Consider the following 12,536-nt stretch of genomic DNA (forward strand, 5'->3'; position numbering starts at 1 on the left):
CTACAGTGAATTTCGAATTTGTTAATACAATATTTTTGCTCAATTATTTCTACTTACTATTTTATTTAGTCACAAATATAAAATCTTATCGTACTTATCTTTTGCTTGTTGTCGCGGCAACAATTTCAAGTTTGGTTCCTTTGGTTTACCAATACAAATACAATTTTTATTTGACGATAGCAAATGGCGTTATTTTTATTGTGCTTGCTGTGGTTCCTGGAATGTTGACAAAAATGATCTATCACAGCACCAATAAAAAATTCTCCAATAAGATCTATTTCTACAGTTTACTACGCTATTTTATTACCTTTGCCCCGATCCATAAGCATGAACGCGACGTTTTTAAAACTCTACACTTGTTGCACAAAGGTAAATTAAATGAGAGTATGACTTTTGCTAGAAAATTGTTTGGCGTAATTCCGCAGCAGTTCCATTCGGTGTTGCATACATGTATCTTTTTAGCACTCAGTTACAAAGGTGACTTTAAGGAAGCGATCGCCACTTTTGAGGAAAATTTAGCAAACTCTCATGTTTCTTTGCGACATATAATAGAGGTATATGCGGAAGAAGATCAATTGGAAAAAGCGGCAGAGTTTTTAGCCGAACTTGAGCGCGAAGTCGAAATTAATCGCGAGGATTTACATGAAGCACGATGTATTTTTTATGCCTATTTAGGAAATTTCGAGCAAATCAATCGTTGGGAAAATGCTCTTTGTGAATGGAGATCCCTATACGTTAAAGGAGTATTTCACCGTATCAAAGGCAACTCTGATAAGGCGCGAGAATACCTGTATGCTGCATTAGAAAAATGCGATAAACGCGCCACTGCTAAGATTAAACTACACATAGAAAGATTGAATGTCACAAGAAATTTGACACCACCATCGCATGAGGTTATGTTGCAACTAGAAAGCAACATGGAGAGACCTAAAGTTTATGTGGAAAAGCGAATAGAAGAACCCTTTGAGGTAGTAAATATAACACCTATTTTTACTTGGGGAATTATTATTGCCAACGCCGTGATGTTTGTATTAAGCGAATTCTTAGGTGGTAGCACTGATATTTTGGTTTTGACAAACTTAGGAAGTAATGACTTTTTATTTGTAGAGCATCAAGGGGAATATTGGCGATTTGTTTCATCGTTATTTTTGCATTTCGGATACTTACACATCATCCTCAATATGTTTGGTCTGTATTTATTTGGTAAGCTTGTTGAAGGACTGTATGGTTGGAAAAATTTACTCATTATCTATTTTGCCACCGGTATTTTTGCATCGATTGTGAGTTTCTTTACACATAGCACTGTTTCTATTTCTGTGGGCGCTTCAGGGGCGGTTTGCGGTCTTCTTGGACTCAACACATATTACTTTTTGTTCTGCGGAGAGATGAATTCTGCTGTTCGCAACCACTATATCTTTTCCTTTCTCTTTATGATATTTGCCATGATCGGCATGAGTTTCTTTTTTGATTTTATCGACAATGCCGCACATTTTGCCGGAATTGGAGCAGGTTTTGCCATTGGGTTTGTGATGGATCGCATTTGGCGTATTGGGGAAGCGTTGCAAAAGATTTGCGTGGCATTTATTACATTGATTTTATTATTGACTTATTTGTCGGTAATGCAAAACTTTGCCACATATCCCTATAATGTACAACTTGTGACAACTAAGGTAGAAAATCTACAGCTTGATATACCTTTTAGTTGGAAATCATACATTGAACAGAAAAAAGGCGCTGTACACGAGTATAAATATTTCGATCGTTATTCTGTTAGTAACCGTTTGAAGTACCCACAGGCATTTTTGCATTTGACAGTATGCCCGGATAAGCAACTCAGTGTGGTTTTAACGACAAAGATGTTACAGACGCAAAGATTAAAAAACGTTAAGATAAAAAATGTTGGTGCGTTAAATATCACGCAGCAGAAAAGTTGGCGGGTATACAGACTTTCTTATGATGAAAGAATTAAACGCTCTACGGTGCGCTTACAAGAAGATTGGTACTTTTGTATACATGGGGACAAAGGTTACTTTTTTTCTTTTATTTTTGTCGCCGACGCATACGAAAAGTACCAACCTATGGTTTTGAAAATACTAGAATCGATAAAATTCTGATTTTGTAATTCCTACTGCATTGCGACCACAAGCTTTAAACGCCTTTTGTGCTTCGGTGAATTGTTTGTGGTGCAGTAAATACAAACCTATTTCGTAATAACGTTTATCCTGAGGAGTCGTTACGCGAATACCCTCATCAAATATCTGCTTTAGGGATTCTAATGTTAGTTCATGCATCGGAAATTTTCTAACTCTCTTATTTGATTTTAGAACCACCAATCCTCTCGAATAACCAATACGTCCTTTCAGTTTGTAAGTTTTACCCTTTTTTCTTACAGAAAGGGCGTATGTTTTCTTCTTACTGGCATAACGCAATCCGTTTAACAATATATCTTGGCCTTGGGCATGTAGAGGAATATCTTTGCGTAGTGCCGCAACATTTTTGTCTACATAAGGCGAAATTTTCTTGTACTTACTAATGACTTTAAGTGCCTTCTGATAGTCTTTAGCGGTATATGTCATTGCTTCTGCGTGTATTAAGCGTAGGAGGTAAATTTCTGTTTTTATTTCTTTGTGCTTTACCTTTTTTCTCAAAAAGTTCTTTAGAGACTTTATTCCCTCTTCAAAAGTTTGTTGTTCAATGTGCTTTTTAAGAAAAAGTGATAGCATCTGTGGCTTTGATTTATTTAACTTTGTCGACATTTCCGGTAGCAGATTGTCGTGCTTATCTTCTAACGACGACAAGGCCTTTTCAAATTCGCCTTTTTGGGCGCGATTTTGAGATATTTGTATCAGCTGACGCGTGGTGTTTTGCGCATAAGTCATCAAAGTTTTGTTGAGATTCTTACATATACCCTCTAAACCTTGCAGGGTTTTGTATTTGTTCAAGAGTTTTTGAGTTTGTTTGTAATGGCTAATACTTTTTAGTTCGTTTACTTTACTCGTTAGATGCTGAGTAATTTTTTTAATCTGTGCGCCTTTTATTTTTTGTAATTCTGGTGTGTTGCCGAACTTCTTAGTGAAGTCTATGATTTTGTTCATGTTCTCGTAATGTTTATTTGGCTGACTTTTTATTTGTGTTTGCAATTGCGATAAAGCAACTTGTTGTTGTTTGGGGATTGGTTTGTCAGCGCCTCTAAGCTCTTGTATTTTGGCATATGCTATTTCAATATATTTTTGCGACTGTTTAATAATGTCTTGAGCAATCACCGGTTGCTGGAACCACAAATACGCGAATGTTCCTCCTGCAAGAACAACAATAAACATGACGAAGGTGACCATTTTGCGAAAAAATGATTTTTTCTTAGGTCGCGGAATTTGCTTTTTCTTTTGTGCGGGTTCATCATCAAACATCACATCTACGTTTTTCGTTGGTTTTTGCATTTTCACTTTGGGAATTGGTGGTACTTTTAGATGCGATGTTCTACGTTGATCGGCGTTACCAGTATATATTTTTGTTGTGCTGGTATTTTTATCTTTTGTCGAAAATGGTACCGGGGTTGGTGAAAGCGACTGTTTTTTCTCCGGCGGTTTGTTTGGTGAAAAACCTGCTGGACGTTGTTGGGTTCTTTGTATATTACCAGGAAAAACTCGTTGCTCTGTTCGCATTGGCTTTTGCATTTGTGCGGATTCTTGTTGTTGATCTTGCTGTTGTTGCTGATCGCCCGATAAAGCGCCCAAAAATTCATCCCAATCTTCTTTGTTTTTCGGTTTTTCAGAGTCTGTTGCCGTAGGTAAATTAGGTATTTGCAATCTTCTCGTTGGGGGATTTTTGTAAACAGTACGTTGCGGTTCTTCTTCCTCTTGACTCTCGTTCTCTTCTACCGGAGGTGCGTAAGAATCGGAAACAGTTCGTTGCGGAGTTTCGTTTTCCGTAACTCCTTGAACAAAAGAGTCCCACTCTTCGTGATTTTTTTCTTGTTGTGGAGTAGGAGATGTTTGAGGAGCGACATCTTGGACAAAAGAATCCCACTCGCTGTGCTGGTCATTTTGCGGAGCAGTATTTTGTGGTGGAGCAGTTGTCGGTTGTTCCACTTCATTTGCATTGGGAGCAACATCTTGGACAAAAGAGTTCCACTCGCTGTGCTGGTCATTTTGCGGAGCAGTATTTTGTGGTGGAGCAGTTGTCGGTTGTTCCACTTCATTTGCATTGGGAGCAACATCTTGGACAAAAGAGTTCCACTCGCTATGCTGGTCATTTTGCGGAGCAGTATTTTGTGGTGGAGCAGTTGTCGGTTGTTCCACTTCATTTGCATTGGGAGCAACATCTTGGACAAAAGAGTTCCACTCGCTGTGCTGGTCATTTTGCGGAGCAGTATTTTGTGGTGGAGCAGTTGTCGGTTGTTCCACTTCATTTGCATTGGGAGCGACGTCTTGAACAAAAGAGTTCCATTCACTATGTTGTTCGGTTTTTGGTTCTGTTGTTGACCACTCGTTCGCTTCATTACTCGGAGTGTCATTTGTTGGCGCTTGTGGCTCTATCCCAATATCCTCAACAAAGGAGTTCCACTCATGTTTTTGCCCCGGATCTTCTGTAGGAATACGACTTGTGATTTCTGCGGGTTTTCTCTCGATAGGAGGAAGTTTGGTTTTGTTACTACCCTTTACTTTTTGTACCATGTTACGTGTTGTTACGCTCGGTTCATAAGGAGATAAGTAAAATAAAAAGCCACTAACTTCTCCTTCTACGAAGGGGTCAAATCCAATTTCATATTCCTTATTTTCCAATAACAAACCGTAGTAATCTTCAATGAAAGTCAATGCGTTTTCTTCGTTTTCAACAGCGTTAACCGGTGCTGGGATTGTGGTTGTTAAAATCCCTGAAACCACTTCGACATTAAAAATATTGTCTTGATTGTTGAGTTCATAGTAGGAAATGTAAGATAAATCTTCAAAATTTATATCAGGGTTTTTATCCTCGATGAGTTTTCCTATAAAACCAATTTCCTGAGCACCATCAACATCTAAACCATGTACTAGTATAATAATCCATCTGAGGGCTTTCATAAGTAGAACCTTAACTTTCTTCTTTATTGAGATTTATCCCTAAATTACTTATATTCATTTGTCTAATTTCTTCTATCAAAAGTATAAAAGAAGTTACTTACAAATAGCAATATTTTTTATTTTTTCTAAGGGCTTTACTTCAATCTTTTTTTGCAAACTGTGATGGTTCCTAGTCGGCAGTGCGCTAGGAACTTCGGTGATTTGCTGATACAAGTTTTGCCTAATGTTGGAGTGAATTGACTTTTGAAGTCAAGTCAGCATTTGATTTCTCTAATTCATCTACTCTTTTGGTTAGGTCATCTACTTTTGCTTGCGTTTTACGCAGTACTTCAATCGTTGTATTTAAGTCTTGTCTTGTAACAGTGGGTTTCACATCGACTGTACAGGAGATACAAAGTAATAAGCACGTTGTAAAAAGTATATATTTCATTTGAGAATCCTTTACTTGATATTTGTTATACCCGTATATTATTTTGTAAGGGACAACTATTTTTATATTGTTTTTACTAGAGAAACGCTAAAATACTCTATCTATATTCAGAATTATAAGTTTTTTTTTCTCTTAAGTGAATAATAATTTTATAGCTTTTTGTAATAAAGGAATTTTTATGAATATACCTAAGGTGTTAGATATACCCTACGACGAAAATATTGCGTTTGAAATGCAGAAAAAATACGCCGCGCAAGTGGAGGTCTCTTCTCCACAACGCGAGATTAAAATTATCGCAGGAACGGATGTTTCTTATGTGGGTCGTACAAATGAGGCGTATGCTTCTGCGGTTGTTATTAATCGCGAGACCAAAGAAATTATCGAAGAAGTGACATGGAGTGGCCATACAAAATTTCCCTATAAAAGTGGTTTACTTGCTTTGCGCGAAGCTCCTTGCCTTATAGAACTTTTTAAGAAACTACGCAGCGAACCAGATCTTATTATTATTGATGGAAACGGCCAGATACATCCGCGTGGCTTTGGTCTTGCTTGTCATATGGGGCTTTGTTTTCAGCGTCCAACAATTGGCTGTGCCAAAACTTTTTTTGTTGGCAAGCACGAAGAACTTGGTGAGGAACGCGGTGAAAGTACAGAGGTGATGAACAAAGAAGGAGAAATAATGGGCCTAGCACTACGTACGCAAAAAAAAGCTCCGCCTGTTTATGTATCTGTTGGAAATTTATGTGATTTAGAAACAGCAAAAGAAATTATGTTTGAACTTACTTCTCGCAATAACCGCCTGCCATTACCCGTTTTTCATTCTCACCATCTGTGTGCAAAATTGCGCAAGAAAGAGATGAATTAGAAGAAACTTTTAGTCTTTGTACCAAACAAGTGAGACTATCTTCCACTGCTTTTTTTTGTCGCGTATGAGTAAAAAATGATCAACGCCTGTTCCTGAAATTTTACCTTGTTCCTCAAAAGCCCACTTCGCAACAATCGCGGCACTCTTGCTATCTTCTTTTGCGGTAAAAGAAGTCATTGACTCGCGAACATTTTTTGTTTTTGCGAGATAAGCGCTTTGGCCTTTGATGAATGTTTGTAGGTCTTGTTTATTTTGTACCGTACCGTTTTTAATGTAGATGATGATGGCATCTTTATGAAAACAAGAACGGTAATCTTTTATGTTATTATTTGACCATGATGTGAAGTATTTGTTTAGAAATGGTTCGATGTCACTACTTATTTTTGTTGATTGTGTGTTACAAGAGCATATAAAAATTGCGAATAGCAACACGGTAAAAATTTTTCGCATATGTAATTCCAACTCCTTGATGAATAGAGCGTGTCGAACTAACACGCTCTATTTGTGTGAATCTATTTTTCCAATTCGACAAAGTAATTAGACTTCTGTCCAGCTTGGATGATTATTTTTTGTTCTTTGTATTTCGCCATCTTGATGGTCAAATTATATTTGCCAGGAACCAAACGCCAACGATAACTTCCATGTTCGTCAGCTGTTCTTTGTTCTTGCTCTTTAAAATTAATTTCTGCCATATTTAAAGAGGCGGCAAGAGGTTTTCCTGTGTTTTTGTCCATCACTTTTATATGCACGTGAGGCTTAGCCAGTTCGTCCAGCATAAAGGGAAGAACTTTTTGTACGTTTGGCCATACTCGGTTGCGATATGTAGAAAACGAAGGTTGAAAAGAACTACCTATTTCGAGTAGAAAGGAGATAGATCCATACATTCCGTAGTGGTGTTCAAAATCTTCTCCCGAAGAAGAAGCAAAGCGCTTGCCAAAACCAATGTGACGCGCGAGGCGATCTCTTACATCATTGTATACATTTGCTTCGGCCATGAATCCACAGCGGTATGGATATAAGACCTCATCGCCCGAACTGTGGTAAGAGATAATATACTGTGCTTGTAGTTTCGCATTTAAACGGTCCATTACTTTTGTTTCTATTTCTGATTGTGCAGATGGTCCTTTAAATACTTGGCTACTACCGCTACTCGAGTTACTACCACATGCTCCCCACTTGAACGAATAGTTACGGTTGATATCAACGCCGTGAGAACCGTCGTTGTTGCGTGTACGGTTTTTTCTCCACATTCTTTCATTGCTGAAAACATATGCGAGTCCGTCAGGATTCACAACCGGAACAAACCACACCGCACTATTCTCTATGGCGGACAGTAGCTTGGCTTCACCTTGTTGGGCGCGTTGTAAGTAGTCTTTTGCCGAGTCTAAAACGGCGTGATGCGTCATTAGTTCGCGAGCGTGGTGTTGTCCGATGATGACAATTTTCGCTTCATCTTCTAGCAAGTCTGGATTGCTACTCACTTGAAGAGCATACAAAGAGCGTCCTTCGACAGTATTTCCCAAACCTAACCATTCATTTAGGTTGAATACTTTCGCCCACTTAGGGTATGTTTTTTCTAGTTGTTGTAATTCTTGTAGTGTTTCTTCTGGGCCATAGTAGCTTTCCGCTTGTTCGCGCTTGGCGTGGTAACTGTTATAAGACTCAGAGCTAATAATTTCATCTATCGCGAAAGTCATGCCACGACTTTGCAAAATAGAACATTCTTTTTCGAGAAATCTAGGGGTGCTGGTAATGATTTCTAAGCGACTAGTTTCTTTGTTGTAGCCAGAGATATCAAAACCTTTAGTTTCGAGATGTTCGCGAACTTTTTGTACGTTGTTACTATCTACTTTAACTGTGATCAGATAGTATTGCTCTGCTGAGACAGCAACGAAAAAAATTGTCGCGAGCAAAATACGTATAGTTTTACCCATATATACTCCCCATAAAGTATAAGATATAGGAGAACAGACCTCCCACATCAAGCTTATTTTTTAAGTAATCGTAAACTTTAGCGTAACTTTTTTTCACACAATTGTCAAGAATTCAGTAAGTTTAGGATCTTTACCACAAAAATTACTTGTCAAAAAAGCTAAATTCTCATACACTAAGCTTTCATTCTTATGCACTTTGGGTATTTCATAATAATAGCTGCGAGAGTAATCACGATGGATGTTTGGCTAGGCAAAACTTTTGGAAAATATCAAGTAAAAAAATTCATTGGTAAAGGAACAATTGGTTCTGTTTATCAAGCGGAGCATATCGAAAGTAAAAAAATTTTTGCGATTAAGATTTTTGATTTGAGATTATCGCATTCTCTCAGACAAAAATTACATTTATTGGACGAAGCGAAGACTTTACAACACGACAATATTGTCAAGATATACGAAAGAGGTGAAAGCCATAGTACCTTTTATATGATAATGGAGTATATAGAGGGGAAAAGTTTATATGCGCTCATCGAAGAAAAAAAACGTTTGAGTTCACGTCATGTGCTTTCGATTGCAAAAGGAATTGCAAAAGCGCTCGTATATTCACACAAACAAGGCATTGTTCACCGCGATATAAAACCGACAAATATCATCATTACCAAAGATCAAAAAATTAAAATCACGGATTTCGGGATGGCAAAAATTGTCAACTCTGTTTCAGACATCTCGCAGTTAGACAAAATCATTAGTACTGTTTTTTATGTTTCGCCTGAGCAAGCGATGGGAGTGAAAAAAATCGATTCACGCACTGATTTTTACTCCTTGGGCATTACATTGTATCAAGCGCTTACAGGTCAAATTCCCTACCCCGGACGTACGCCGTTACAAGTCTTGCAACAACATATATCTTCTCCATTACCAAAAATGAATAAGTTACATAGTGACATTCCGTTAGAGATGGAAAAAATTGTTGTCAAGCTCACCGCTAAAAAGAGAGAAGAGCGCTATCAGACCGCAGAGCAAGTGTTGGAGGCTATTGCGGTGTGTAATACAAAAATTACGCGACGCAAAGAGACTTTTAGCGCTTTGCCGACATGGGCAGTCAGTGGTCTTGTGTTTTTCGTGTTGTTTTTTGTCAGTTTTACTCTGGCAAAAAAAATGCTAAAAGCTCCGGAGAATCAGCAAAAGGAAACACAGTTTTCCATTGAAAAAATCGAGATACAAAATAGCTTACAGCAAGACAAAGACAATTTTTCAAAAGACAGCATGATGTGTTTAGAGATTTACTGGAGTGTTACCTACCTGTCGCAAAAAGAACTTTCCAAAATATTTACTATCGTTTTCGAAGGGCGTAACCTAAACCCAATTACACAGAATTTAGGAGAGGCACAAATTGGTCAGCAGTATCATAAGTACTGTGTTTCACTGCATAATTTTGCCTACGGCTCCCACACGGTTCGCGCTGGATTTATCATTGGAAATATCGTGCGACAAAAGCAAGTTTCGTTTACGATCCCGCCACCGGTAAAGAAGGTACGTCACATACAAATTACACCAAAAAAAATTACATTGGTTCCACAAAGCCTCTACAAATTTTCATATCAACTGACAGACGAAAACAATGATGTTGTGAAAACAACAAAACCCATCAGGTGGACAGTTGACAACGGAAGTATTGACAATGGTGTTTACACCGCAGGCCAAAACGAAGGAACTTTTCGCGTAACGGTATCATGTCCGTCCTATAATATCAAAGATAGCGCAATCGTTGTTGTGGAGAAAAACAAAGATAGTAAGAGAAGTGGTTGGTTTGGTGAGCGTATGCCTAAAGGTATGGTTAAGGCTAGCACACGTGGGGAATATATTTGGCAAAAGGACCAAAGTGTGATGGCTTTTGTTCCCGCAGGAAAATTTTGGTTGGGTAGTAACTATCAGGAAAACGAAATGCCTGTTCAGCAAGTATACCTTGATTCTTTCTATGTCGATAAGTATGAAGTATCACAAAAACAGTACAGAAATTTTTGCAAGGCAACAAAACGAAAATGTCCACCACAGCCAAAGTGGAGTTCTCCTGATCACCCTATTGTAAACATTTCGTGGCAAGAAGCACAGAAATATGCACGTTGGGCACAAAAAAGACTTCCCTCGGAACGTGAATGGGAAAAAGTGGCCAAAGGTGGTTTTTACATTCCCGACTGGAAAACCGATAAGGCATCGATACCACTTATGCTAAACCCTCGTCCACGGAGAGCTTATCCGTGGGGGGATCAACTTCCCAATGAACACGGAATATATCGTTGTAATTATGTTTCGAACAATAAATGGGGTGAAAGACATCTCGATGGCTACAAACGCGGCGCTCCTGTTTTTGCTTTTTCCCGATGGAAATCTCCTTATGGTTGTGTAAATTTATCGGGAAATGTCTGGGAATGGTGTGCCGACTTGTATCGTGATAATCACAGCTCCAAACCTCACAAAAAACCACATACGAAGTATGTTGTACGTGGGGGGAGTTGGTACAATCACTCGAAAGGCTGCCGTACAACAAGGCGCCACCACGGACTAGTTAACCAAAAATCAGAGTTTATCGGTATTCGTTTTTGTAAATCTGCGCAATAAGGAAAAAAATATGAAAATAGCAATGTTGTCCCCAGAGTGTTCTCCTATCGCGAAGGTAGGTGGTCTTGCAGATGTTGTCATTGGTTTGAGTAAATCACTACAACTCCAAGGCCATGATGTGAGTATTATACTTCCTAAGTATGATTGTATGCGCTATGATCAAATTTCCAATCTAGAAACAGTGTATTACGATTTACCGGTTATGTATCGCGGAGAATGGCAAGCAAATGACGTTATGTCAGGTGTCGTGGAAGGTGTGAAGTGCTTTTTTATTGATGGGAAATGGCATAAAAACTTCTTTAACCGCGGTAAGATCTATGGAGAAAGTGACGACAATGATCGTTTTGCCTTTTTCTCGAAAGCCGCGATGGAATTTATGTTCAAGGTTGGCATGGACCCTGATATTATCCACTCGCATGATTGGCCGACAGCACTCGCCAATGTTTTGCAACGCGAAATATATTACAAAGAGGGGATGAGAAAGCCACGTCTAGTATACACGGTTCACAACTTTGCTCACCAAGGAATTGCGCATGAATCTGTTTTGGGAGATTTGGGACTAAATAGTGCGATGTTGCCATTGGAATGTCGTGAAAACGACTACTCTATCGTTAATTTCATGAAAAGCGCTGTGGTGTATTCGGATTATATAACGACTGTTTCTCCTAACTACGCCAACGAAGTACAGTTGACTGAAAAAGGCATGGGTTTACAGTATTTATTGAATAAATACCACCACAAATTTAGCGGAATTCTCAACGGGATCGACGAGGAATACTGGAATCCGAAAGACGATCAGTATCTTTCTCACCATTACGACGTGGAAGCAATTGAAAACAAATACAAAAATAAAGAAGTTCTCCGCGAAAGATTTTTGTTGCGTGATGAATACAAGCCTATCGTTGCTGTTGTTTCACGTTTGGTGCAACAAAAAGGTGTTGACCTGATCAAGCACAGTATTTTTTACGCGTTAGAGCAAGGAGCACAGTTTGTGCTACTAGGATCAAGTCCTGACCCTAATATTTCTTATGAGTTTGCAGAGATTAAAGACATGCTAAACGAAAATCCCGATTGCCATTTAGAATTTGGGTTTAACGAAGCATTGTCTCACTTGGTGTATGCCGGAGCAGATATGATTTTGATTCCGAGTTTATTTGAACCGTGTGGTTTGACACAGCTCATAGGTATGCGCTATGGAACAGTTCCCGTTGCCCGATTTACGGGCGGGCTTGCCGATACCGTACACGATGTCGAATATAGCCGCGTTTCACAAAAACGCCGTAACGGTTACACCTTTATCGACGCCAACAAGGAAGGCCTTGAGTTTGGTTTAGGGCGTGCGATCGATGACTGGTTCAACGAACCACAACAATTTCGTAACTTGGTCAACAATGGCATGAAAAGTGACTTTTCGTGGAAAATGTCGGCGAAAAAATACGTGAAAATATACAAATACTTGCATTCGCAAGTGTAATGTGACAAGTTAGTTGGTTGACTTAAGGTAAGAGTTTCTTTTTCAGATTGGTGCCCTCACCATCGAATTTAAGGTTTTAGCTTCGCTAAAAACCTTAATTCTCATGCCTCTCCCACAGGGAGAGGCGTAACACATCTTAATTTGCTGTTTTTGTTTT

General features: G+C 38.8%; 8 protein-coding genes. 4 read left to right on the forward strand and 4 right to left on the reverse strand.

The window, feature by feature from the left end; translation table 11 throughout:
- Positions 1 to 5 precede the first annotated feature (5 nt).
- Positions 6 to 2,114 carry a rhomboid family protein gene (locus UABAM_RS19930; RefSeq protein ID WP_151969755.1) on the forward strand — a complete coding sequence of 703 codons (2,109 nt, stop codon included), beginning with the start codon at positions 6 to 8 and terminating at the stop codon, positions 2,112 to 2,114.
- Here the strand turns inward: UABAM_RS19930 and UABAM_RS19935 are convergent.
- A complete protein-coding gene (locus UABAM_RS19935; RefSeq protein ID WP_151969756.1) occupies positions 2,094 to 5,060 on the reverse strand; it encodes a hypothetical protein in 2,967 nt (988 codons plus the stop codon). The genes UABAM_RS19930 and UABAM_RS19935 overlap by 21 nt on opposite strands.
- A gap of 220 nt (positions 5,061 to 5,280) precedes the next feature.
- Positions 5,281 to 5,490: a coiled-coil domain-containing protein gene (locus UABAM_RS19940; RefSeq protein ID WP_151969757.1), complete on the reverse strand. Its 210-nt coding sequence runs from the start codon at positions 5,488 to 5,490 to the stop codon at positions 5,281 to 5,283.
- A gap of 178 nt (positions 5,491 to 5,668) precedes the next feature.
- Between UABAM_RS19940 and UABAM_RS19945 the strand changes: the two genes are divergently transcribed.
- Complete coding sequence (locus UABAM_RS19945) at positions 5,669 to 6,355, forward strand: endonuclease V (RefSeq protein ID WP_151969758.1); 687 nt, start codon at positions 5,669 to 5,671, stop codon at positions 6,353 to 6,355.
- A gap of 9 nt (positions 6,356 to 6,364) precedes the next feature.
- Here the strand turns inward: UABAM_RS19945 and UABAM_RS19950 are convergent, their stop codons facing one another.
- Together UABAM_RS19950 and UABAM_RS19955 are read right to left on the reverse strand one after the other, a co-directional pair.
- The gene (locus UABAM_RS19950) at positions 6,365 to 6,805 is read right to left on the reverse strand and encodes a nuclear transport factor 2 family protein (RefSeq protein WP_151969759.1); all 441 of its coding nucleotides are present in this window, start codon (positions 6,803 to 6,805) and stop codon (positions 6,365 to 6,367) included.
- Between the two features lie 62 nt (positions 6,806 to 6,867).
- Complete coding sequence (locus UABAM_RS19955; RefSeq protein ID WP_173013440.1) at positions 6,868 to 8,289, reverse strand: M14 family zinc carboxypeptidase; 1,422 nt, start codon at positions 8,287 to 8,289, stop codon at positions 6,868 to 6,870.
- 234 nt (positions 8,290 to 8,523) lie between these two features.
- Here UABAM_RS19955 and UABAM_RS19960 point away from each other — a divergent pair, with 234 nt between their 5' ends.
- Complete coding sequence (locus tag UABAM_RS19960) at positions 8,524 to 10,905, forward strand: bifunctional serine/threonine-protein kinase/formylglycine-generating enzyme family protein (protein WP_173013441.1); 2,382 nt, start codon at positions 8,524 to 8,526, stop codon at positions 10,903 to 10,905.
- A 10-nt stretch (positions 10,906 to 10,915) separates the two neighbouring features.
- The gene (locus tag UABAM_RS19965; RefSeq protein ID WP_151969762.1) at positions 10,916 to 12,379 is read left to right on the forward strand and encodes a glycogen synthase; all 1,464 of its coding nucleotides are present in this window, start codon (positions 10,916 to 10,918) and stop codon (positions 12,377 to 12,379) included.
- Positions 12,380 to 12,536 lie beyond the last annotated feature (157 nt).

The sequence above is a fragment of the Candidatus Uabimicrobium amorphum genome, assembly GCF_009002475.1.
In the GTDB taxonomy this organism is placed as follows: domain Bacteria; phylum Planctomycetota; class Uabimicrobiia; order Uabimicrobiales; family Uabimicrobiaceae; genus Uabimicrobium; species Uabimicrobium amorphum.